The organism is Marinobacter sp. AC-23 (genome assembly GCF_001858325.1).
GTDB lineage: Bacteria > Pseudomonadota > Gammaproteobacteria > Pseudomonadales > Oleiphilaceae > Marinobacter.
Genome location: NZ_MBPP01000039.1, coordinates 11,868 through 35,258, shown reverse-complemented (window position 1 = coordinate 35,258; position 23,391 = coordinate 11,868). Strand labels below are relative to the sequence as shown.

14 protein-coding genes, 1 tRNA gene and 1 pseudogene are annotated in these 23,391 nt (G+C 54.0%); 11 read left to right on the top strand and 5 right to left on the bottom strand.

The features are described 5' to 3' along the window. Positions 1-101 precede the first annotated feature (101 nt). The 3 genes from BCA33_RS13010 (at position 102) to BCA33_RS13000 (ending at position 3,897) form a co-directional block, all read left to right on the top strand. Positions 102-1,439, top strand: a complete 1,338-nt coding sequence (locus BCA33_RS13010; protein ID WP_083394746.1) for an acetyl-CoA C-acetyltransferase — start codon at positions 102-104, stop codon at positions 1,437-1,439. A 91-nt stretch (positions 1,440-1,530) separates the two neighbouring features. Then, positions 1,531-1,607: transfer RNA gene (locus BCA33_RS13005), tRNA-Met, on the top strand. A 220-nt stretch (positions 1,608-1,827) separates the two neighbouring features. Beyond that, entirely contained in the window at positions 1,828-3,897 is a 2,070-nt protein-coding gene (locus tag BCA33_RS13000; protein WP_071266477.1) for a TonB-dependent siderophore receptor, read from the top strand. Positions 3,898-3,974: 77 nt separating this feature from the next. Here BCA33_RS13000 and BCA33_RS12995 read toward each other — a convergent pair whose 3' ends face one another. After that, a complete protein-coding gene (locus tag BCA33_RS12995; RefSeq protein WP_071266475.1) occupies positions 3,975-5,636 on the bottom strand; it encodes a multidrug ABC transporter permease/ATP-binding protein in 1,662 nt (553 codons plus the stop codon). A 328-nt stretch (positions 5,637-5,964) separates the two neighbouring features. Between BCA33_RS12995 and BCA33_RS12990 the strand changes: the two genes are divergently transcribed. Continuing rightward, positions 5,965-6,765, top strand: a complete 801-nt coding sequence (locus BCA33_RS12990) for an iron-siderophore ABC transporter substrate-binding protein (RefSeq protein WP_217632668.1) — start codon at positions 5,965-5,967, stop codon at positions 6,763-6,765. Next, positions 6,762-8,761: pseudogene (gene fhuB / locus BCA33_RS12985) on the top strand (Fe(3+)-hydroxamate ABC transporter permease FhuB). The gene BCA33_RS12990 and the pseudogene fhuB overlap by 4 nt, the downstream one beginning before the upstream one ends. Here fhuB and BCA33_RS12980 read toward each other — a convergent pair. Continuing rightward, complete coding sequence (locus BCA33_RS12980) at positions 8,758-10,893, bottom strand: TonB-dependent siderophore receptor (protein WP_071266473.1); 2,136 nt, start codon at positions 10,891-10,893, stop codon at positions 8,758-8,760. The pseudogene fhuB and the gene BCA33_RS12980 sit on opposite strands and share 4 nt — an antisense overlap. 93 nt (positions 10,894-10,986) lie before the next feature. Beyond that, positions 10,987-11,817: an AraC family transcriptional regulator gene (locus BCA33_RS12975; protein WP_175469786.1), complete on the bottom strand. Its 831-nt coding sequence runs from the start codon at positions 11,815-11,817 to the stop codon at positions 10,987-10,989. A 599-nt stretch (positions 11,818-12,416) separates the two neighbouring features. Between BCA33_RS12975 and BCA33_RS12970 the strand changes: the two genes are divergently transcribed. From BCA33_RS12970 to BCA33_RS20835, 4 genes are read left to right on the top strand one after another with little or no spacing between them, the layout of a single operon-like run. After that, positions 12,417-13,568 (top strand): efflux RND transporter periplasmic adaptor subunit, encoded by a 1,152-nt coding sequence (locus tag BCA33_RS12970; RefSeq protein ID WP_071266469.1) that lies wholly within the window; start codon positions 12,417-12,419, stop codon positions 13,566-13,568. A 2-nt stretch (positions 13,569-13,570) separates the two neighbouring features. Next, positions 13,571-15,505 (top strand): MacB family efflux pump subunit, encoded by a 1,935-nt coding sequence (locus BCA33_RS12965; protein ID WP_071266467.1) that lies wholly within the window; start codon positions 13,571-13,573, stop codon positions 15,503-15,505. A gap of 11 nt (positions 15,506-15,516) precedes the next feature. Beyond that, complete coding sequence (locus BCA33_RS12960; RefSeq protein WP_217632665.1) at positions 15,517-16,476, top strand: TolC family protein; 960 nt, start codon at positions 15,517-15,519, stop codon at positions 16,474-16,476. Further along, positions 16,428-16,940, top strand: a complete 513-nt coding sequence (locus BCA33_RS20835) for a TolC family protein (protein WP_368087249.1) — start codon at positions 16,428-16,430, stop codon at positions 16,938-16,940. The genes BCA33_RS12960 and BCA33_RS20835 overlap by 49 nt, the downstream gene beginning before the upstream one ends. A gap of 39 nt (positions 16,941-16,979) precedes the next feature. Here the strand turns inward: BCA33_RS20835 and BCA33_RS12955 are convergent, their stop codons facing one another. Beyond that, complete coding sequence (locus BCA33_RS12955; RefSeq protein ID WP_071266465.1) at positions 16,980-18,182, bottom strand: Xaa-Pro peptidase family protein; 1,203 nt, start codon at positions 18,180-18,182, stop codon at positions 16,980-16,982. A gap of 142 nt (positions 18,183-18,324) precedes the next feature. Continuing rightward, positions 18,325-19,560, bottom strand: coding sequence for an FAD/NAD(P)-binding oxidoreductase (locus BCA33_RS12950; protein ID WP_071266461.1), 1,236 nt, complete (start codon positions 19,558-19,560; stop codon positions 18,325-18,327). A 314-nt stretch (positions 19,561-19,874) separates the two neighbouring features. Between BCA33_RS12950 and BCA33_RS12945 the strand changes: the two genes are divergently transcribed. Further along, positions 19,875-21,677: an assimilatory sulfite reductase (NADPH) flavoprotein subunit gene (locus BCA33_RS12945; RefSeq protein WP_071266459.1), complete on the top strand. Its 1,803-nt coding sequence runs from the start codon at positions 19,875-19,877 to the stop codon at positions 21,675-21,677. Further along, on the top strand, positions 21,677-23,374 hold the full coding sequence (locus tag BCA33_RS12940) for an NADPH-dependent assimilatory sulfite reductase hemoprotein subunit (protein ID WP_071266457.1): 1,698 nt from the start codon (positions 21,677-21,679) through the stop codon (positions 23,372-23,374). The genes BCA33_RS12945 and BCA33_RS12940 overlap by 1 nt, the downstream gene beginning before the upstream one ends. The last annotated feature ends 17 nt before the right edge of the window (positions 23,375-23,391 follow it).

The window sequence follows — 23,391 nt, the reverse complement described above, 5'->3', positions numbered from 1 at the left end:
CAATGCCTGTAAGGCTTTGTCAGGCATGCCAATGAGACAATGGCGGTTGGCGCTAGACTGCCCCCCCATCCCCCGAGAACTTGCACAGAAAGGATATCATCATGGCACAGGCTCAGAAGTCCAACCAGAAGAAACCGGTAGCTCCGAAAGCTGCAGATAAGGGCGCCAGTGGCGTTCGCCGCGTAGCTATTCTTGGTGGCAACCGTATTCCCTTTGCACGCTCCAATACGGCCTACAGCAAGATTAATAACCAGGAACTACTGACATCGGCCTTGCGTGGGCTGGTAGATCGCTTTGATCTTCAGGGTAAGCGTCTTGGTGAAGTTGTTGCCGGGGCTGTGATAAAGCACTCCCGTGACTTTAACCTTACCCGGGAAGCCGCTCTTAGCTGTGGGCTTGCACCGGAGACCCCGGCTTACGATATTCAGCAGGCCTGTGGTACGGGTCTGGAAGCAGCTATTCTGGTGGCTAACAAGATCGCTCTGGGCCAGATCGAGTGCGGTATTGCAGGTGGTGCGGACACAACGTCGGACGCGCCCATTGGCGTAAGTGAAGGCCTGCGGGAGATTCTACTGGATCTGAACCGGGCCAAGACCACGGGTGACCGGCTTAAAATTATTAGCCGTTTTCGCCCAGGCTACCTAAAGCCCGAAGTGCCACAGAATGGCGAGCCCCGCACAGGCATGTCCATGGGTGAGCACGCCCAGGTAACCGCCAAGGAGTGGGCGATACCCCGTGACGAGCAGGATTTGCTGGCATGGGAGAGTCACCAGAAGTTGATGAAAGCCTACGAAGAAGGTTTTTTTAACGATTTGATGACGCCGCTTGCCGGTCTTGAAAAAGACAACATACTGCGCCCGGACACTACGCTCGAAAAGCTGGCAACTCTGAAGCCGGTTTTCGATCGCGAAAATGGCACCATGACGGCTGCCAATAGCACCGCATTGACCGATGGCGCCGCTTGCGTGCTTCTGGCCAGTGAAGAATGGGCAAAGGCCAATAACTTCGAGGTAAAAGCTTGGCTGACTTTCTCGGAAGTAGCCGCAGTTGATTTTGTAGATAAAAAAGAAGGGCTGTTGATGGCTCCGGCTTATGCGGTACCGCGTCTCCTGGAGAAAGCCGGCCTTACGCTACAGGATTTTGATTTCTATGAAATCCACGAAGCGTTTGCTTCTCAGGTTCTTTCAACGCTCAAAGCCTGGGAAGATCCTGCGTTCTGCAAAGACAAGCTGGGCTTGGAAAAGCCGCTGGGTAGCATTGATCGCGCTAAACTGAACGTGAAAGGCAGCAGCCTTGCCACAGGCCATCCATTTGCCGCTACCGGCGGGCGTATTGTGGCTACGCTAGCCAAGCTTCTGGAAGAAAAGGGCAGTGGCAGAGGCCTGATTTCGATCTGTGCTGCCGGTGGCCAAGGTATAACGGCTATTCTGGAGCGATAAATTGCCGGAAAGTGTGAATAGTCTTTGACAGGCTTGGTTTTGCGCCGTAGTATGCGCGCCACGGTGATCGAGAGACCACCAACAAGTTTGATGCGGGGTGGAGCAGTCTGGTAGCTCGTCGGGCTCATAACCCGAAGGTCGTAGGTTCGAATCCTGCCCCCGCTACCATATAAAAGAAAGGCAGATCAGTAATTTACTGGTCTGCCTTTTTTCGTTTCTATCCCTCGGATTTCCTCAGTGCCCTCTTCCTTCGTGCCTTTACTGGTTTGAGACATCTACTCGAGAATTACTTTTAAATAGAAATATTTACTATTATCATTAACAATAAGATTAGCATTAACGCAGACCTGTCGCCGTAAGGTGCCCACACTCTATTCGAGGCCACGCAATGTCTCCCAGCGCTTTTTCACTTCGCCCACTCCTCAAGGCCATACGTTACACCGCGCCGTTAGCGTGGCTGGGCGTTGTGCCTATGGCTATGGCGCAAACCTTCGACAGCGACACCGAAGTACTCACTCCGCTTGTTGTAACCGGAACCGCGCTGAAAGTGGAAGCTCCTATTATTGAAACGCCTCGTCCGGCGTCTGTGGTCACCCGCGATGAGCTGGAAGAGCGCAATGTACAGTCCCTTGATGAAAGCTTCCGTTATCGTGCGGGTGTTGTAACCGGGCAATACGGCAGCGATAACGATACCGACTGGTTTAAGGTGCGCGGCTATGATCAGTCGACGTATCAGGATGGTTTGCGTATATATCGTGCAGGTTACTACCAGTGGTTACCGGAGCCTTATGGACTTGAGAGGGTAGAACTGTTGAAGGGCCCGGCCTCGGTTCTGTATGGCGAAGCGCCTCCTGGTGGCGTTATAAACGCGATTAGCAAGCGCCCCACGAAAGATCCCCGAGGGGAGGTTGTTATTGAAGGTGGTACAAATGGCCATCAGCAGGTCGGATTTGATAGCTCCGGACCGGTCAATAGCAGTGACCATGTACGCTATCGTTTGGTCGGTCTTTATCAAAATGCCGAGGGTGATATCGACGAGACTGAAAACAAGCGCTACTACGTGGCTCCAAGCCTTGAGTGGGACATTGGCGACCAGACCACGCTGACTCTTCTGGGCAGCTTTCAGAAAGATGACGCAGTGCCCTACAACGGTTTCAAATTACCCTATGGCACCATTGAGAGCACGCCCTTTGGCAAAGTCGACCCTGCGGTGAATTACGGTGAGCCCGACTACGATGTAAATGAACGCGAACAGTCCTCTTTGGGTTACCAGCTCTCGCATCAACTTAATGACACCTGGCGTATTGAGCAAGATCTACGCTATAGCAAGCTCGATATGTTATTGCGCAGCACTTACATTTTCTTCCAGAGCGGGCCAAGAGAGGGCACCCGGGGCCTGGTGTATCGCGATGGTGATATCACCTCCTGGACGATTGATAACCGAGTGGTTGGCAAGTGGTTCACGGATCGCACCGAAAATACGCTACTGATAGGTGTGGATTACCAGGATCTGGAAAACTCGGGCAAAGAAGCGGATCCGTTCCCTTTCGGAACCGTGGATCTGTTCGAGCCTCAGTATGGAAATTACACGCCGGTGGCGGAAAGCGATCTGACTCAGCGAACGGTCAAAAAGCAGCAAACGGGTATCTATCTTCAGAACCAACTCCGGCTGGATGATCAATGGATCTTTCTCGCGGGTGCACGCTATGACAAAGCTGAAACCGATAACGCCGCAAACGGCACCAAAGAGCGTGCCGACGATAACGCAGTGTCGTTATCCGGCGGCATTATGTACCTGCTGAATAACGGCATTTCCCCCTACATCAGTTATACCGAGTCATTCCAGCCCACGGTTGGCACCGACGCTAATGGCGACTTGTATAAGCCACGGGAAGGCAAGCAACTGGAAGCAGGCATTAAGTATGCGCCTGAAAGCATTGATGGCTATTTGAACGCCTCGGTGTACCAGATTGAAGAGAAAAACTCGCTGGTGACCAATGGTGCTTTCCAGGTACAAGAAGGCGAACGCAATACTGACGGCTTTGAGCTGGAAGGGGTTGCCTACCTAACTGGCGACCTGCAGATGACAGCGGCTTACACCTACAGCGACTCCACCACGCAAAACCGGGCGATTGGCGCAGATGAGGTTCGAGCTACGTTGATCCCGCGCCATATGGCCTCGGCCTGGCTGGACTATGCGTTTTCACAAGCCGTTCCGGGGTTGAAGGTGGGCGGGGGAGTGCGCTTTGTTGGTGAAACCAAGGACGAGGTCTATGGCTATGAGGTCCCCTCGTACAGTGTGGTTGATGCCATGGCCAGTTATGATTTTGCAAAGAATTGGCGTGTTCAGCTCAACATTAACAACTTGGTCGACAAAGAATATATCGCAAGCTGCGATTACTGGTGTTACTACGGTGAGGCCAGACGCGTCACTGCCAGCTTGAACTACCACTGGTAAGTCAATTACGGGAAATGAGCAACCCACCTGCAAGGTATACGGGTTGCTCTATTCCCTACTTGTTGGTACTCGAGAAATTAAGCCTCACTGACCCTGGATACTGCATCCTGGGTTGCAAGGTCACGCTGCTTACCAGTCAGTTCATGCATGAGCCCCGCTTTCATTTCCAGTAAGCGGTCAGCATGCTCAAAATAATGGTCATCGTGGCTGATGGCGAATATCGTAACGCCCATATCATGCAAGTGGCCCAGCAGCTCCCGGTAAAAGTAACGTCGGAATTGCGGATCCTGATCCGCAGCCCACTCGTCCAGAAGCATAAAACCCCGCTGCTCGGCGATGGCCAACAACAAAGCAAGTCGCTTTCGTTGGCCTTGTGATAGCTGGGGGTTCGTTACTCGATCTGCATCAATCTCCAATTTTTTGCTCATTTGCAGTCTTTTGAGCCATTCATTCAGCAGCTCAGGCTCAGGGCTTTGGCCATTTGGCCCTAAAAGGCGGTCAAACTGGTGGAAGTCTGTAAATACGGAAGAGAATCGCTGGCGAAAATGCTGCCAGTCTTGAGCGGTCGTCAACGGTTTTCCGTCAACCAGAATTTCTCCACTTTGGGGCCGATACAATCCGGTTAGAAGACGAGCCAGAGTAGATTTGCCACTTCCATTCCCGCCAATCAGGAAGACCAGCTCACCGCGCCGCAGAGTGACATCAATCGGCCCCACAACAAAACCCCGGCCTTCCTGGTTAGGGTATTGGTAAGTAACCCCTCGCAGCTCAATCGTGCTCCAGTCTAGCGCGGGGGACGCCACATTAAATTCAGGCGCATAAGCGGCTAAATCCAAACTCTCGAGTTTTCTGAATGCAACTTGTGCATTAAGTAGCATGGGTAGCGCGCCAATCGCCTGAATCAAGGGCGTGCGAAGAAATAATAGTGTCAGCGAAAAAGTCGCTGCGATATTGGTGTTAGCCCAGCCCAGGCCGTTGGCCAGAAAAAATACCACACCGATCGCGCCAACCATCATGATGTTTGACCAGTTTACTGCGGAAAGATGAAATGTATCTGAGCGGATTATGTGCCAGCGATAGCTGCTGGCGTGGCGCTCGTAGTCGATCTCATAAAGCTGACGGGCTCTACTGCGGTTAAGTGCAAGCTCCTTTCGCCCGTTAATAAAAGACTCATAATCACAGTAGAGTGCATCTTCGGTTTCCCGAACTTGCGCCAGGTGGCGATATACCCTTTGAACAAGGAGCCAGCCAACGAGCATTGTTACACCGACCCATAAAGTGGTGACGATAAGCATGCCGGGGGATAGCCAGGCAAGATATGCCGCTGCGCCCACCGTAACAACAACACCTTGGACTAATTCCGGTAAACGAACAAAAGCAAAGGTGATGTTTCGGATGTCAACAGAAAGGCTTGCCAGTAACCCCGCACTGCCGGTGCGCTCAAGCGTTTCGATATCGGTATCCAGGATCTGCTTGATCAGCCGGCCGCGTAAATCGTAAACGAAGTGATGCCCCAGCATCGTGAGTGCAAGTTGCGCCGCCAGAGTAACCACCAGCAAGAGTAAAACCAGCCCGAAAAAGGTTGGCAACACGTGCCAGGGTGCCCCCGCTGATTCAATCAGCTGTTGGTTAATGAACGCTATTACGCCAATACCAACGCCTGCGCTGATTAGGCTAAGAAGCATAATGATAACAAAGGGGAGGCGGTACTGGCGGAAAACGATGGCGAGTAACTCCATCAAAACTCCCGGGTAGTGGCTGGAATTGTCAGCGCAATGTATAATAATAATCAGTTGCGTTTATGTTCTCTTAAAATTACTTCGTATGCAAACCGGCAGCGCGGGTACGTGGCTCGTAAGGGTTTGTGCGGTGAAGTGCCAGAGGTTCTGTTTCCCAGCCATGTTATTTTTTTTGGATAATCTGTTGCTATCCTTCCGTTGTTTGGGTCATGCACCGACTCGTGTTCGGGGTCTTCTACTATTACAGCTTTTCTTTCTGACGTTAGTGTCGCTGAATGTCGAAGCTGCGGTATCCAGCTTGTCACAATCGCAGAATGCATCCCTTCGAGTGGCAGCCATTGATTGGACGCTGGTCGAAACCCTTATGTCGTTAGGGGTAGTGCCGGTTGCGACGGCTCAGATTAAGGACTATCAGGCATGGGTCGTGGAACCGTCACTTCCTGAACAGGTTGTGGATATAGGCCTGCGTGCTCAGCCCAACCGAGAGTTGGCTGCTTCACTGAATCTTGATCTTATCCTGATATCCCCTTTGTATAGTGCAATTGAGCCCACTCTTTCACAGATAGCACCGGTTCAAACACTGACCACATACAATCCAGAGAAAGATTTTTGGCAAAACCTCGTAGATACCACTCGACGGGTTGGCGAACTGACCAACCACTCGGCAGAAGCTGAGGTTGTTATAGAGCACCACCGCTCGCGAATTGACCAGATGAAAGAAAAAATTGCCATGGACACCCCTCCGCTTTTGGTCGTTCAGTTTATTGATGACCGTCATGTACGTGCTTATGGCAAAGGTAGCTTATACGACATGGTGATCAAACAACTCGGGCTGCAAAACGCCTGGAAGGGCGAAACAAATATGTGGGGCTATACCACGGTTGGCATAGAAGAACTGGTTACTCAGGGATACCTGGTTATCGTCGATCCGGTTCCCATGAGTGCGGAAGGGGTTTTTGACGATAACAGGCTCTGGCAAGCGCTGCCGGCCGTTCGCCATGATCGGGTTCTATCGTTGCCAGCGGTGTGGAGCTTTGGAGCACTGCCTTCAGCCGTTCGCTTTGCTGATGAACTGTATCAGGCACTGACTGAACAGCACGCCACTGAGCCAGGCTTGCGCAACTTATGATCTCTATACATCAGCGGGCCTCTCCCGCGTATATTTGTTTGCCACTGGTTATCATCTGCGTTGTTATCACTTTTAACCTGTTGAGCCACACACTGCCAGGCCTGAGCCACGGCAGTTTCGATTTTTTTGTTGGGCTTTCCGCGCCCGAAGCCAAAGTGATGTCTACAGCGGTGGTTCAGTTCAGCGTGCTGCCTCGCATGACCATCGCCCTATTGGTTGGTGCGGCGCTCGGCTTGGCGGGTGTTCTGATGCAACAGGTTTTGCGTAATCCTATCGCCTCGCCAACGACACTGGGTGTTGCCAGTGGAGCACAGCTTGGTCTTTTGTTGGCCACGCTTTTTGCGCCCGGTCTCTTGGCTTTCGGCAGTGAGTGGGTGGCACTGGCAGGGGGTGCAATCTCATTACTGATTGTGCTTTCGTTATCCTGGCATCGTGGCTGGCGCCCGTTGCTGTGGTTTTGGCCGGCTTAGTCGTTAATCTTTATATCGGTGCGCTGAGCACGGTATTGATTCTTTTTCATCAGGAAGAATTTCGCGGCCTGATGATCTGGGCTGCTGGCTCTCTTGCTCAAAATAGCTGGAGCGACACGCTGCATTTGTTGCCCCGCCTGGTAGTCGCGGCGATCATAGCCGGATTAATGGTGCGGCCACTGGGCTTGCTGGAATTGGATGAATCCGGTGCCCGTAGTCTCGGCATATCCGTACGCAAGCTCCGATTGCTGAGCTTGGGGTTGTCTGTTTTTATTACTGCATCGGCCGTTAGCCTTGTGGGTATCGTTGGCTTCGTGGGATTGGCTGCACCGGTGATCGTCAAGCTGGTGGGCGCACGCACTCTGGCACAACGACTGCTATGGGCACCTGTGTTCGGAGGACTGCTGCTATTAACTACCGATCTTTTTTTGCTGCAGTATTCGGCGCAGTTGCCTTCAATGGTTCCAACCGGTGCTATGACCGGACTCCTGGGGGCACCGTTATTGCTCTGGCTTATTCCGCGATTATCCCTCAAAGGCACTGCGCCAAACACATCTAAAGCGACTCTACAGCTAACCAGTAAGCCCACCTCACGAATGTTTCTTTGGCTTCTGGTTTTACTGCTGGTTTCATCCATTGTGGCTTTGTTCGTGACTCAATCCACCGGAGGCTGGATATTCAATGGCACGGGACAATGGGCCTCCATTGTAAACTGGCGGCTTCCGCGCGTTCTGGCGGCTGCGGGGGCGGGCGTTCTGCTGGCTCTAGCTGGTACGACCATTCAACGAATGACGGGCAACCCGATGGCCAGTCCAGAGGTGCTGGGGATCAGCTCTGGCACAGCCATTGGATTGATTGTCACTATCTACTTTTCCTCGGATGTTACCGTGCCGCTGCTTGTTTTGGCTGGATCAATGAGTGCTGTCATCACGTTAGCCGTTTTGATTTTGTTGAATCGCCGCACCGGGTTTCAGTCCGAGCGCCTGCTTCTTACTGGAATAGCCATAACGGCTTTATTCGACCCGTTAAGAAGTATCTTTCTTGCCAATGGTGACCCTCGTATCCAACAGGTAATCGCATGGATGTCAGGCTCAACTTACTACGTTGATTTTTCAACGGGCCTGAGCGCGCTCCTGCTTGCTGTCATGGTGGTGGCACTAACCCCACTGGTCGCTCGCTGGTTGGATTTGTTACCCCTCGGTCGCAACGTTGCTTTGGGTTTGGGGCTGAGTGTGGATAAGGTTCGGCTTATACTGCTGGCACTGGTGGCCATACTGACCGCATTTGCAACGTTGATTGTCGGGCCCTTGAGTTTTGCAGGCTTGCTGGCGCCTCATGTTGCCCGGATGCTGGGCTTCTCCAGGGCGCTACCTCATCTTGTAGGTTCGGCGATGGTTGGCGCTTTACTGATGATAAGCGCGGATTGGTTGGGGCGTCAGGTGCTGTTCCCTCAGGAAATCCCAGCCGGCCTGGTGGCCGCATTGCTGGGAGGCGCCTATTTCATCTGGGGGTTAAGAAGGTACTAGAACGAGTAAGACACTGATGCCTCCAGCGTTCTTTCCTCACCAAACCAGCAATTAGCACTGTCGAAGCAGCTATAATAGCGCTCGTTGGTGAGGTTGTTCACGGATACCCCGATCTCAGTGCCGTTCAACGTGTGTGCCAGCTGGCCCACGTCATAGCGAAGAGCGATGTCCAGAAGGGTGACGTCGGGAACTTTGCCCGAGTTGGTGGTCGCGTCGTATTCGGCCTCGCCGATATAGCGCGCTCCAATGCCGGCAATCAGACCGTTTAAAGGCCCTTGGTCAAAGCTGTAGTCGGCCCAGCCCGACAGTAAATGTTCCGGAACCCACACCGGCGTTTTACCTTTCAGTCCAGAATTATCTTTTGTTATCTCTACGTCCTGGAACGTGTAGCTCAGGGTTAGCAGCAGGTTGTCCAGAGGCTGAGCCAGAGCTTCCAACTCTACGCCCTGCGAGCGCACGGCACCCGCCTGGATTTTGTCATACGGGCCGCCTGCTGGGTCACGGGTTGGTACGTTCTCTTTGGTAATCTGGTAAAACGCGAGGTTGGCGGTGGTGCGTTGGTCCGGTGACTGATACTTAACGCCCAATTCCCACTGATCGCCGACGGAGGCGTCAAATTCATTGCCATTTCGATCCCTCCCGGTTTGTGGTTCGAAGCTTTCAGCGTAGTTGAGGTAAGGCGAGAGGCCGTTTGCGGCCTGGTACATGATTCCGGTACGCGCTGAAACATTATCCTGGTCGAGCTTTGCGTCTACAGCGGTGCCGTACTGTGTTCCGTTTTCCGTGCCTGTGAAATCGTCCCAACGTACACCGCCAATCATCACAAACCGGTCAATTCTGACCTGGTCTTGCACATAAACGCCCAGCTGCTTTTTCTCAATGTTGAAATCAGATGAATACGGCGTGTCTGTGATGTCGATCGTCGAGCGTGAAATTTGCTGATGATTTGGATTGAAGAGGTCAATGGAGGGCGCGCCGCTTCCACCCGCCGTATCCTCATAGATGACGTCTGATTTCAGGCTCAGATAATCAAAACCCACCAGTAAGTTGTGCTCGGCTGCGCCGGTTTGAAAGCGCCCGGAAACCTGGTTGTCGATCGTGAACCCGGTGGTCGCTTCATCGGTCAGATAGGCTTCTCGTGACAGGGTTCGTCCGTCAGCGGCCAAGCCAGTGCCATAGGTGTTGGTTTGAAATGCTTCTGCATCGGTGTAGCGAAAGTTCTGCAGAAAATTCCAGTTGTTATTGATGTTGTGGTTGATTTTATAGCCTGCCAGAAGAACCTCTTTTTCAAACTGGTTCCAGTTGGAGTCGCCAGAGAACGCATCGGTATCCAGTTCGCCATTTGGGTTCGGCAGAAAAAGACCGGAGGCCGGCAAGGATGTGTAAATGCCCATCTCCGGATCTTTCTGATAGTACAGATTAAAATTCACCAGGGTGTCATCGCTGATCTGCCAGTCCAGGGAGGGCGCAACCATGTAACGTTCTTCTTCCGCGGTTTCTGCCTGGCCATCTCGGGTGCGGGCCAGCCCAACCAGGCTGTAGGATAGATCCGAATCTCCCAATTGGCCGCTACTTTCAACAGAGGCTTCATTCAAATTGCGCGAGCCGGTAGCCAACTCAATCTTATTGGATGAACCCGCGGTTGGTTTTTTACTGATCAGGTTGACCATGCCTCCCGGCGGCATGGAACCATACAGAGTTGACGTAGGGCCACGAAATACTTCGACCTGCTCAACCGCTAACAAGTCTATTTGCGGCTGAAGATTCCAGTCGTTGTATAGCAGCTGCATGCCATCGTAGTAGTTTTGGTAGTTGATAAAACCACGAATGCTGAACAGATCCAGACGACCCACGGCTCCTCCGCGCAACTCTGTGTTGACGCCAGGGGAGTATCGAAGCGCCGCAGCGACTGAATCTGCATCGCGCATTTGCAGAGCCTGCTGGTCCAGTACCGATATGCTCTGGGGCGTGTCTTCCGGCTGCAGTGATGTTTTGGTCGCTGTGCTGCGGTAGGTGTCACCGTAAACTGCCAGCTCGTCCAGCTCCATTACCTCGTTCGCAAGAGCGATTTGGCTACTACCTGCGCCCACCGCTATAGCCAGTATCGAGGGTTTGAGAAAAGATCCTTTCATGGTAAAGCCCCGTAGAGTTCAGAGACAGACAAGATAGTCTGTTACATTTATAATGCGAATCATTATCATTATATTTGGTTGTCGGGGCGATACTTAACAGTTTGGTGCATTCCACGAAATCATTGGCCGGCAAAGCTTGACCGGTATCCAATATTCCATAGACACCTGTGGTGCAGAAGGGGTCAATCCGGGTGGGTAAATTTCCAGATCGTAGGCGTGGAGTGCTTCGCAGCCGGAGTTGGGTAGCCAGGCCTGGAAAAACCATTTGAGAACATCTGGCAGGGAAACCAGTGGGCCATGAAACGCGATCACAACGTAGTTTCGGCCTGGCACTGTGATGCTACTTAGCGTATCTGTCGCTGGTGGTTCTTGAACTTCTGTTCCAGCAAGGTAGGTGAAAGATGCGTTGGACCCTCCTGCAAGGTCTAACACACCAATTCTGGGGTGGTCAGCGTCTGCGCTGTTGATGCTACTGAAATCCCGCCACAGGCGCGGGAGCTTGTCATTAAAATCAGGGCAGGCCGAAAACAGGCCGTTCACTTGGCCGGCCACACCAGCCACGGTGAACGTTGGCTGGAAATCCAGCCGGATCCCCGGCACTCGCGAACGCAATGACTCTGGGGGCAGCAGGTCCGGGTGACAAGACATCGGAGTTTTCAGAAGACATGGCAGGCCACGCTGGCGGTATTTTACCGGCGCGCAACCAAAGTGTTGTTTGAAGCTACGGCTGAAACTGATGTCACAGCTGAAACCGCAGGCCAAAGCAATATCGATCATGCGTTGTTTGGTAAAAAGCAGCATCTCAGCTGCCTGGCTCAAGCGCAGTTCCCGCACGTAGCGTCCTAGTGAAAGGCCGGTTTGATGGGCAAAAATACGGTTGAACTGCCAGCGCGACAGGCCGCAGCGTTTGGCCAGTGCAGTCACCGCTAATGGCTTATCCAAGTTATGATGAACATGATCTAGCACCTGTTGAATTCTATGCAGCTGTAACCGCCGATTACTCTCCATCTAACCTCGTTTATTGCTGTGCGAAACCTTCCAGAAACCGAAAGCTCTCGGTGTAGTGATCCTCCTGCCATTATTAGCAGAGATAAATCTCAAAACTATTTAATGATAATCATTTGCAATAAGAATTTGTAGTGCTAAATTCTGCTCTGAACACGTTCTTAATTCGGGGAGAAAATTATGAGTGGATCAGTGGTTCAGTTGGCGGGCTCATCAAAAAGTATATTCTCTGCATGGCAGACACTTCGAAAATCCGCTAAGAAAGACAATGCCCGAAAAAACCAGGAAAGTGAGTGGCGCATGGGCGCTAGTGCTGGTCCGGGTGTAAATTCAAGGGTGAGCTACTGAACCCTTGCAAACTTGACGAGCTTTAGCACCACACGAATCATCACCGCGTAAATGTTACGTAAAGCCACAGCCCAAGCATACTATGCGCACGCATTATTGCTCACAATCCAGCTCCAGCCTTTTTTATCCATTAAATGGGCTTGTTGAATGGAATTTGCTGCGAGGTGTGCATGGTTTCCCCCAGAAAGTTTGTCTGGCCTGTGTTGTTGGTTCTAGCGGCTGTCATTGCTGCGGGTTGGTGGTTTCAGCGGGACAGACAGCCACAGCAGAATGTGCTGACGGTGACAGTAGAGCGAGGAGGGCTGGAAGACCTGGTGACGGCTACCGGTGTGTTGCAGCCCCGGGACTACGTGGATGTAGGCGCGCAGGTGTCGGGGCAGCTTAAGCTGCTTCATGTCGAGGTTGGAAGCCAAGTGAAAGAGGGCGATCTACTGGCAGAAATTGATGCCACGCTATACCTCGCCCGGGTAGATGCGATCCGCGCACAGCTTCGTAATCAGAAGGCACAGCTGATGGAGCGTGAAGCACAGCTCACCCTTGCGGAAATTCAGTATCGGCGGCAGCAGAATCTGTTACGGGAAGAAGCCACCAGTCGTGAAACGGCCCAAATCGCCGAAGCAACTCTTAGGTCAGCGAAAGCACAAGTCGAGGCCATCAGTGCCCAAATAGAACAGACTGACTCAACCCTGCGGGCGGAAGAAACCAACCTGGAGTATGCCCGCATCTATGCGCCTATGAACGGCACTATTGTTTCCATCGAGGCCCGGCAGGGTCAGACCCTCAACGTCAACCAGCAGGCACCGGTGCTGATGCGCATTGCCGACTTGTCGGCGATGACTGTTGAGGCTCAGGTGTCAGAGGCAGATATTAGCAAGCTGACCCCCGGCCAGCCGGTGTATTTCACCACGCTAGGTAACCAGCAGCGACGTTGGGAAAGCCATCTGGATCGGGTGGAGCCCACCCCGGTAGTCGAAAATAACGTCGTGCTCTACAACGCTGTCTTTGATGTGCCCAACCCGGAAGGTCGGTTGATGACCCAAATGACGGCTCAGGTTTTTTTTGTTAATGCCAAAACCGAGGATGCGTTGCTGATACCCGTAACGGCGCTGAACCGTCGTGGACTGACCACCACGGTTCAGGTGTTGGGCAGTGATGGTGAGATCGAACAAAGAAATGTGACGGTTGGCGTGTCGAACCGGGTGCAGGTTGAAATCCTGGATGGCCTGGAAGAGGGCGACCAGGTAGTGAGCAGTTCACGCGGTGACGGCGGCGCCAAAAGTTCATCCGGTAGCTCACGCCGGATGGTTGGCATGAGGCTGTAGTCATGACGCAACCGCTGATCGAATTGCGGGATATTACCCGCACCTACCATAACGGTGAACTGGCTGTGCAGGTACTGCGCGGTATCAACCTGACCATTCAGCGGGGAGAATTTGTAGCCATTATGGGGGCTTCCGGATCTGGTAAGTCCACCCTGATGAATATTCTTGGCTGCCTCGACCGGCCATCTAGTGGCCATTACTGGTTTGATGGGCACGATGTGTCGAAGCTGGATCGCGATGGCTTGGCGCGTTTGCGCCGTGAATCATTTGGCTTTGTATTTCAGAGCTACAACTTGTTGCCAGGAATGTCGGCTAGTGCAAACGTTGAAATGCCTGCCAGCTACGCCAGCCTGCGTGCGGGTGAACGCCAGAAGAGGGCGGCCGACCTGCTGCGACGGCTGGGCCTGGATGAACGCCTGGAACACCGGCCGGGCCAGCTTTCCGGCGGGCAGCAACAGCGGGTATCCATTGCCCGGGCGCTGATGAATGGCGGTGAGATTATCCTTGCAGATGAGCCTACTGGCGCCCTCGACAGCCACAGTGGCCGCGAGGTCATGAAGCTGCTGAAAGAGCTGTCGGAAGAAGGCTATACCATTATCCTGATTACCCACGACAGCAATGTGGCTGACCATGCGCATCGCAAGATCGAGATCGCCGACGGTCAGATAGTGAGTGATCCTGGCCCGCCAGATGTCATTGCCGACGCGCCGCTCCAACGACAGTCTCTAAAGCATAACCCCTCTATTGTCAGGGAGCTTTATCAGGGAGCTCGCACAGCCATTAGCTCCATGACGGGCAACCTGTTTCGTACCGCGCTGACATTGCTGGGTATCGTCATAGGTGTGGCTTCCGTGATAACGATGCTGGCAATCGGCGACGGTGCCCGTGAGGCGGTGGTGGACCGCATCAGTGCCATGGGCAGTAATCTACTGCTGGTGCGCCCCGGTGCTCCGGGGCAAAGGCGGGGCGGGTGGAACATTGCCACGTTGGTGCCGGAAGATGTTGATGCCATTAATACCTTACCGAACATCATCGCTGCGGTGCCTGAACTTACGGGCAGCCAGACCCTGCGTTACGATAATGCCGACCATCAGGCAGAGGTGAACGCGACCTCCTGGCAGTTTCCGGCTGTTCGTCAGTGGTCGGTCAGGCAGGGCAGCTTCTTTAACCAGGCAGACGAAGGCGAGTATGCGCCAGTGGCCGTTCTGGGTAATACCTCAGCCAAAGCTTTGTTCGGGCCAGAGGATCCGGTGGGGCGCTATATCCTGATGAGTAACGTGTTGTTTCAGGTGGTCGGAGTGATGAGCGAGCGCGGGGCGTCGCCCATGGGGCAGGACCAGGATGACGTGGTCCTGGTGCCCTATACCACCGGCAGTATGCGGATTTTTGGTCAGCGGCATTTGCGCAACGTAACCATCGCCGTGGACGACACCTCGCTGATGGATGAGGTTCAGGCCCAGGTACACCAATTATTACTTCAGCGCCACGGCGTTGAGGATTTTCAGATTTACAACATGGCCTCACTGATTGATACCGTTTCGGAGACTCAAGACACCTTCACTTGGCTGCTAGGTTCTGTGGCAGCGATCTCATTGTTGGTGGGAGGTATCGGTGTTATGAACATCATGCTTGTAAGTGTGACAGAGCGTACCCGGGAGATCGGTATACGTATGGCGACGGGTGCTCGCGCCCGCCATATCCTGCAGCAATTTTTGCTGGAAGCGCTGGCCGTTTCGGCGTTGGGTGGTGTGATTGGTGTAGGTCTTGGGCTTGGGGCCGCGGCCTTGGTGGCGCATTTTGGCACCCCGGTAAGCTATTCTCTGCTGCCGGTATTGTTGGCCTTCGGGTGTGCATTCGGTACTGGCCTTTTGTTCGGCTTCCTGCCCGCACGAAAAGCCGCGGGATTAGACCCGGTTACGGCATTGGCAGCGGAGTAAAGGGTAATGAAATGCTTATAAACAAACGAACTGGTGGGTTGCGGATCCTGTTATTAACGATTGCCGCAGCAACACTCACTGGCTGCGCCGCCACACTCCCTATTGAGCGACCCACGCTTGAAAGCGCGCAAACCTGGAATATTCCGAAGGACATCGGGGAAGACAGCGTGGCGCCGGATAGGCTCTGGTGGCAGGGTTTTGGTTCAGATGAACTGAATCAGCTTATCCGTCGGGCCTTTGAACAAAGCCCTGACCTGGCGGCCATGGCAGAGCGCGTATTCCAGGCAGAGCAGCAAGCGCGGATCGCAGGCAGCAGCCTGTTGCCATCATTGGGTCTGACTGGAAGCACAAGTTCACGGGTTAGTGATGGGCGTGGTCCTTCCGAACGCAGCGAGTCAACCTCTGCCACCCTGACGGCCAGTTACGAGTTGGATGTGTGGGGTAATCTTGCGGCCAGTCGTAATGCGGCCGAAGCCTCTTTCCGGGCGACCGCTTTTGATTACGACACGGTGCGCCTGACCCTTGCCAGCAGTGTGGCCACCACTTGGTTCCAGTTACTTGGGCTGGAACAACAGCTGCGGGTGGCACGGGAAAACTTGCGAATCTCCGAGCGGGTTGAACGGATCGTGGAGGTGCGCTATCGCAATGGTGCGGCCAATCGTGCCGAGTTGCTACGCCAGCAAACGGAGGTGTTAAATCAGCGGGCCAGCCTGGTACCCCTACAGCTGCAATACCGGCAAACCCGATCAGCGCTGGCGGTGTTGGTGGGAGCTTCGCCACTGGGATTTGAGGTGAAAGCCGCCGACGATACTCTGTTGACTATGGCACTGCCGTCGGTCGACGCTGGCTGCCGCCAGAACTGCTTACCCGGCGTCCGGATCTGGCACGAGAAGAGGCCCGGCTTCAGGCCGCTGATGCAAGTGTGGAGCAAGCGCGCACTGCCTTGCTGCCGTCTTTTTCGCTTGACTTGAATGCCGGTGTCAACAACACCAATTTGCTTAGCCTGACTGATCCGGTGAAAACCGCCGGTTGGAGCCTCTTGCTGGCTCAGACCCTGTTTGACGGTGGGCGCCTTGATGCTCAGCAGGCGATCAGTGAATCCCGACGGCAGGAGTTGGTTGAAACATATCGCAGCACCATTCTGACCGCGTTGCAGGAAACCGATGACGCTCTTGATCGCGTGCAGACCAGCCAATATCGGGAAGAGTTACAGCAAACCGTAAACGAGCGCGCAGCCCGAACTCTTGAGTTGACAGAATTGCGCTACAAAGAGGGCAGTGACCAACTGCTGACTCTGTTAGAGGCTCAGCGAACCCTGTTCCAAACCCGGGATCAACTGGTGCAGTTGCGACTGTCGCGACTGGTAGCCGCGGTTGATCTTTATAAGGCGTTGGGAGGCGGTTGGGGGAGGGCAGCAGGAAAGGCAGTCCAGTAGCTTGCTGGTCTGCCTTTCCTGCTTTCAGCTTTCCTGTTGCTACAAAGAAATTTCTTTGAGAGCCAGCGTATTGGTGGTTATCCGTTCGGCACCCGTTGCTGTAATACGCACTGTTTCACTGAAGCCGACACCAAATTCTCCTGGCTTGCGTAAACAGATCGGCAGATGAAACACCATGTTTTCTTTCAGAATTTCTTCGTTGTCGGTGGTTATGAACATCGAGCCCGCGACCCAGGATGGCGGAAACGTTGCGCCAACCGGATAGCCATATACACCGGAGAAAAAGGCACGATCGATGATCGGCGCAAGTGCGGCTTCGCCAGCGCGGGCTGCGGAGGCGAAACTTGAACCTGCTCGTGCGGCTGACATTACCGCTTCGAGGACTTCAAGGCAGATCCTATGGAACTCAAGAATTTCGGCTGAGGCCTGGCCCACTACAGCAGTTCGCATCATTGGTGCCGTGTAGCGACGGCGAACCGCGCCGAATTCGGTGAACACCACATCACCAGGTGCAACCTTGTGACCCCCATGATTGGTGTGAATGATGCCGCTGCGCACGCCCGTCGTCACGATCGGTTGCATGCTCATGAATTCGCTGCCAGCGCCTAGCATAGAGCTGGCTCCGGCCCGGGCAATTTCATGGTCGATCACACCCACTCGTGTCACCGCAGCCGCCGCGTCCAGTCCCGCACCGGAGATAGCTGCACTTTCGGCAAGATAAACCAGCTCGGCGGGGGATTTAACCAGGCGAACACGATCAATCAATCCACCAAAATCGATAAACGTGGCTGCGCTCAATTTGCTTTGGAGTGCCGAAAGCAGTCCCGGCCGAAACGAGCCAGTCCACGGATTGAAGCCGATCTGTGGCGCAGAAACGCCTGCTGTGTTGCGTATTTGAGTAGCTAAGTCGCCTGCTACCGCCTCGGGAGCTTGCCATGGGTAGCCAATAACCTCGTCTACCCGGCTCAGGTATACAGCGGGTCCCATTTCGATGGCAGGTACGAACAAGACGGTTCGATCGGCTGCGACCAGAAGCACGCACTGAACTGAGACCTCGAACGTCGTATAACCAGTGAGGTAACACAGCTCACCGGCCTCGGTTAGAAGTAGCAGGTCAAGCCCGGCTTCAGTCATTTCCTGACGAACCGATGCCAATCGTGCCTCGTATTCATCCGGCTCGAACGCCAGTATGGGTTCAGGAAACTTACTCTGCAGTTTTTCGCGGTAGGTACGATAATCCATGGGTAGAGTGCTCGCTGTTCCGGAAACCTGTGGTCATTAGTGGTTCATTCATTCCCGATTTGCAAGAAAAAGGATTCCAGGATTAGCGTGCCTGTTGGATCGTCATTCAACTGTTTCGAGTTGTTATCCCCACGCCGGGCTTCTAGCGCACTTTGTGGGCGATATCGCCCTCACGGCCTTTGAGCATGTAATCAAAGTAGAAGGGAGGCAGGGCGCGTTTCTTAACCTGCCAGTAAAATGCAGATTCTTTAAACGGGCTTAGCGGCAGTGTGGGCGTTACCTTACCGCCATACACAAACTCCGCAAGCATCACTTTGCCATAGCCTGTCACGATGGGGCAGGAGGTGTAGCCGTCGTAACTTGCCTTCAGCTGCCCATTAGCGAGTTGAGCCAGAATGTTGGCCGCCGCCACAGGAGATTGTTTGCGAACCGCTGCAGCGGTTTTTGAGGTAGGCAGGGAGCTGCTGTCACCCAGACTGAACACGTTGGGAAAGCGCACGTGTTGCAGTGTGTGCTGATCAACATCTACCCAGCCATCGGCATTGGCCAGAGGGCTATTCTTCACAAAATCAGGTGCACACTGCGGTGGCGTTACGTGCAATAAGTCAAAGGATTCGGTTATTTCCTGGATTTCGCCATCACTGTCTGTGAAACGGAACGTGGCTTCTTTTTTGTCGCCGTTAACCGCAACCAGGTTGTGGTTCATAAGCAGGCCAATATTGTACCCACGAGCAACTTTCTCCAGGTAGGGAACAAAATCCGGAACACTGAACAGCGCGCCACCGGCGGCGTAAAACCTGAGTTCACACTGGCTGGATATCTGTTTCTTGCGGAAATAATCTGCCGCCAGATAGGCTATTTTCTGGGGCGCGCCGGCGCACTTGATGGGCGCGGGGGGTTGCGTGAAAAAGGCTTTCCCGCCCTGGAACTTTCTAATGCACTGCCACGTGTATTCCGCTAATGATGGGTCGTAGTTGCTGCAAACACCGTTACGGCCCAGAGTCTCCCGTAAGCCTTCTATTTTATCCCAGTTCAGTTTCAGGCCCGGCGTGACCACCAGGGTGTCGTAGCCAATCTCTCGCCCGTCTTCCAGCACAATCCGGTTTTGTTCCGGCAGAAGCTCCTGCGTGGCCGCTCGAATCCAGCGCGCACCCTCAGGCAGAGTGTGGGCTTGGGGGCGTGCCGTTTTTGCCAGGGAATAAGCGCCGCCACCTACCAGCGTGAACGCCGGCTGATAATAATGAATATCGCTGGGTTCAACGATGGCTATATCCAGGCCGGGCCGCTGGCGGAGCAGGGACGCTGCAACACTGGTGCCTGCGGCGCCAGCGCCGATAACGACCACCTGATGGGTGTGAGTAGAGGTGCTTTGGGGCATTACGGTACTCCTTGTGAAAGCATGTCCAGCGGAAGCATGTTCGAGGGCTCCCTGGGTGTGGAATATTAGTGCTGCTAGCTTAAAATAATCCGGTTATTCCCTGAAATGATTAAGGTCATTTCATTTAGAGTTATTTGGAATATGTTTAATATTCATTAAAATCAGTTACCTGGAATATATATCGAGTATATCGATTTATTTGTCCTGTCTATTTCATTTTATCGTTCATCTTGTGGTTTTTAGAGTGCGAACAGGCTTCGTTTAGCTGTACTTGAAGCCAGCCATTTATTTACAGTTCACACGGATCATCCAAAATGACGACAGATCTGAACTCGTCTCCTCTTTCCGGGGATCAGCAAGCGCGTTTGTCAGACCTTCTTACGGGTATGGACGAAGGACAGCTTTTCTGGCTTGCAGGTTTTCTTGCCGGCAAATGCTCAGGTGGCTCTGCAAGCGCAACCACTCACACAGCTATTGCCGCTAATGTGCCTGCTTCTTCAGCCCCTGAGCTGACTGTTTTATTCGGCTCACAAACCGGTAACGCTGAAGAGCTGGCGCAGCAGCTAGCTGCTCGTGCTGCCGATAAAGGCGTGTCTGCCAAGGTGGTGGATATGGCGGACTACAAGCCCAAACAGTTGAAGAAAGAGCAGTACCTTGCGGTGTTGGCGTCTACTCACGGGGAGGGCGACCCACCGGACAATGCGCTGGATTTCCATGAATTCCTGTATGGCAAAAAAGCCCCCAAGCTCGACGGGCTGCGCTACAGCGTGTTGTCGTTGGGTGATTCCAGTTATGAGCAGTTCTGCAAGACCGGTCAGGATTTTGACAGCAAGCTTGCCTCGTTAGGGGCAACGGCATTGGCTGAACGGGTAGATTGCGATGTGGATTACGAAGACCTGGCCGAAGAATGGATTAACCGGGTGTTGGAGACGATTGCCAGCGAAGCCGGCGCCAGCCAGCCAGCGGCTGCCAACTCGGTAGCGGCAGAGCAAGCACCAACGTCGGTCTTTAGCCGAAAAAACCCGTATGCGGCGGTTATCCTTACCAATCAAGTGCTTAGCGGGCGGGGCTCTGACAAAGAGGTGCGGCACATCGAGCTGTCACTTGAAGACTCGGGGCTGGTTTATAAGCCCGGGGATGCGGTGGGCGTGTACCCGGAAAACAGTTCGGCTTTGGTTGGCGAATTGCTGGCTGCGCTGGAATTTGACGGCGAGCAGGTTGTCTCTGTAGACGAGCGCGATATTTCATTGCGGGAGGCCTTGGCCTTCTACCGTGAAATTACACTGCTTACACCGCCGCTGATGAAGCATTGGGCGGAGTTGGTTGATGATGATGCTTTTAAAGCTTTGGTGGCAGACAGCACGGAGCTCAGAGCCTGGACTGAAGGGCGTGATCTTCTGGACCTGATTCAGGCCTGGCCGATTGCAACACTGGCACCGCAGGAACTGGTGAACCTGCTGCGTAAACTGCCCCCAAGGCTTTACTCAATCAGTTCCAGCCAGGCAGCGGTGGACGACGAAGTGCATATAACCGTGGCCGCAGTGCGTTATGCCAGCCATGGCCGGGATCGAGGGGGGGTCGCATCCGCCTGGTTGTCTGATCGGATGAGTGAAGGCGATCAGGTGCGGGTTTACATAGATCCGAACAAGAAGTTTGCTCTACCGAATGACAACGAGCCGGTGATCATGATTGGCCCGGGCACCGGTGTTGCGCCATTCCGTGCCTTTTTGCAGGAGCGGGAAGAGCGGGAGGCCGAAGGGGAAAACTGGCTGTTCTTTGGTGACCGGCGCTTCCGTAGTGATTTCCTTTATCAGTCGGAGTGGCTTAAATGGCGCCGTGAAGGTTTGCTGACTCGGCTGGATGTGGCGTTCTCCCGGGATCAGGCAGACAAACGCTATGTGCAGCACTGCCTGAAGGAGAGCAGCGTCGAGGTATGGGCTTGGCTGCAACGGGGCGCCAGCCTGTATGTATGTGGCGATGCCGACAAAATGGCACCGGATGTGCACCAGGCGTTACTGGAAATTGCCAGCGAGCAGGGTGGGCTGAATCCGGAGCAGGCCGAGGATTACCTGCGCCAGCTAAACCGGGATAAACGTTACCAGCGGGATGTGTACTGATGAGTGAAAAATTGCCTGAAGCCGAAGTAATCAAGCGTGAGAGCAACTACCTTCGCGGAACCATTCTGGAAGGGCTGGCGGACCGCACCACTGGCGCCTTGCCAGAGGACGACACCAAACTGACCAAGTTCCACGGCTCCTATCAACAGGATGACCGGGAAGTGCGGGATGAGCGCCGGCGCCAAAAGCTTGAGCCTTTGTATCAGTTTATGGTGCGCCTGCGTTTGCCGGGCGGGGTGCTGACCACAGACCAGTGGTTGGGGTTAGATAAGATTGCCGATGAGTGTGCCGATTCCACCCTGCGCCTGACCACCCGCCAGACATTCCAGTTCCATGGCGTATTCAAGGAACAGATGCAGCCGTTTATGCAAAAAATACATGCGCTGGGCCTGGACAGCCGCGGTGCCTGTGGTGATGTGAACCGTAACGTGATCAGCAACGTGAATCCGCACCAATCACAGTTGCATGGCGAGATTCATGAGTTGTCCCTGGCGATCAGCGAGCGTTTGCGCTGGCGGTCGGCGGCCTATGCGGAGATTTGGCTGGGGGAGGAATGCGTCGAAAAACTGGGTGAGGAAGAAGAGCCTTTTTATGGGCACAAGTACCTGCCGCGCAAGTTCAAGATTGCTCTGGCGGTTCCTCCGGAAAACGATTGCGACGTGTTTGCTAACGATATTGGCCTGATTGCCATTGTCGAAGAGGGCGAGATTCTAGGATTTAACGTGGTGGTTGGCGGCGGAATGGGGCTGACCTACGGTGATCCGGCTACCTATCCACGCCTGGCCACCATGGCGGGTTATGTACCGAAAGGGCAGATCGTAGATGCCTGCGAAGCTATTTGTGCCATTCAGCGGGATTTTGGCGATCGCACCAATCGCGCCCATGCCCGCTTCAAGTACACCATTGATGACCATGGCATGGACTGGTTCCAGGAGCGCTTTGCGGAATATCACGGACAAGCCTTTGAGCGACCGCGCTCTTTCAGCTTGAGCCGCAATGGCGACAGGTTTGGCTGGGTTGAAGGTGAGGATGGCAACCAGCACCTTACGCTGCTCATTCCCACCGGCCGGGTAGCAGATACCGAAAACGGGTTGCTGAGAACGGCGCTGCGTAAAATCGCGGAAATACACGCCGGCAGTTTTCGCATTACCTGCAATCAAAACCTGGTTATCGCAAACGTATTGCCTGAGAAGAAAGCGGCGGTGGATGCCATCGTAGAGGAATACAAACTGGATGCTGGAAACCGCAGTTCACCGCTGCGCCAGAACTCCATGGCCTGTGTTGCGTTTCCAACCTGTGGCCTGGCCATGGCAGAAGCTGAGCGTTTTTTGCCCGAGTTTGTGACCCGCGTAGAACAGACTATGGCGGAAGAGGGGCTGGAGCCAGATGCGATTAACTTGCGTATTACCGGTTGCCCCAATGGCTGCGCCCGCCCGTATTTGGGCGAGATTGCGCTGACCGGCAAGGCGCCTGGCAAGTACAATCTTTACTTGGGTGCCGATTTCTCCGGCCAGCGCATGAACAGGCTGTACCGGGAGAATATAGATACGGACACAATTTTGAGTGAGCTGCAGCCCCTGTTCCGCGCATACCAGCAGGAACGAAAAGCCCAGGAGCGATTTGGTGATTTTCTGGTGAGAGTTGGTATCGTGGAACAAGAGCGCACGCCGGCTATGTTGCACCAATCGTTGAAATGAACCGGGCTGCGCTCAAG

What these genes read in the sequence shown, in the direction of transcription:
- BCA33_RS12955 (WP_071266465.1), bottom strand. Translation starts at nt 18,182, where the DNA reads ATGGATTATCGTACCTACCGCGAAAAACTGCAGAGTAAGTTTCCTGAA.
- BCA33_RS12965 (WP_071266467.1), top strand. Translation starts at nt 13,571, where the DNA reads ATGACGCAACCGCTGATCGAATTGCGGGATATTACCCGCACCTACCAT.
- BCA33_RS12945 (WP_071266459.1), top strand. Translation starts at nt 19,875, where the DNA reads ATGACGACAGATCTGAACTCGTCTCCTCTTTCCGGGGATCAGCAAGCG.
- BCA33_RS12950 (WP_071266461.1), bottom strand. Translation starts at nt 19,560, where the DNA reads ATGCCCCAAAGCACCTCTACTCACACCCATCAGGTGGTCGTTATCGGC.
- BCA33_RS12995 (WP_071266475.1), bottom strand. Translation starts at nt 5,636, where the DNA reads ATGGAGTTACTCGCCATCGTTTTCCGCCAGTACCGCCTCCCCTTTGTT.
- BCA33_RS12940 (WP_071266457.1), top strand. Translation starts at nt 21,677, where the DNA reads ATGAGTGAAAAATTGCCTGAAGCCGAAGTAATCAAGCGTGAGAGCAAC.
- BCA33_RS12960 (WP_217632665.1), top strand. Translation starts at nt 15,517, where the DNA reads ATGCTTATAAACAAACGAACTGGTGGGTTGCGGATCCTGTTATTAACG.
- BCA33_RS12980 (WP_071266473.1), bottom strand. Translation starts at nt 10,893, where the DNA reads ATGAAAGGATCTTTTCTCAAACCCTCGATACTGGCTATAGCGGTGGGC.
- BCA33_RS13000 (WP_071266477.1), top strand. Translation starts at nt 1,828, where the DNA reads ATGTCTCCCAGCGCTTTTTCACTTCGCCCACTCCTCAAGGCCATACGT.
- BCA33_RS12970 (WP_071266469.1), top strand. Translation starts at nt 12,417, where the DNA reads ATGGTTTCCCCCAGAAAGTTTGTCTGGCCTGTGTTGTTGGTTCTAGCG.
- BCA33_RS13010 (WP_083394746.1), top strand. Translation starts at nt 102, where the DNA reads ATGGCACAGGCTCAGAAGTCCAACCAGAAGAAACCGGTAGCTCCGAAA.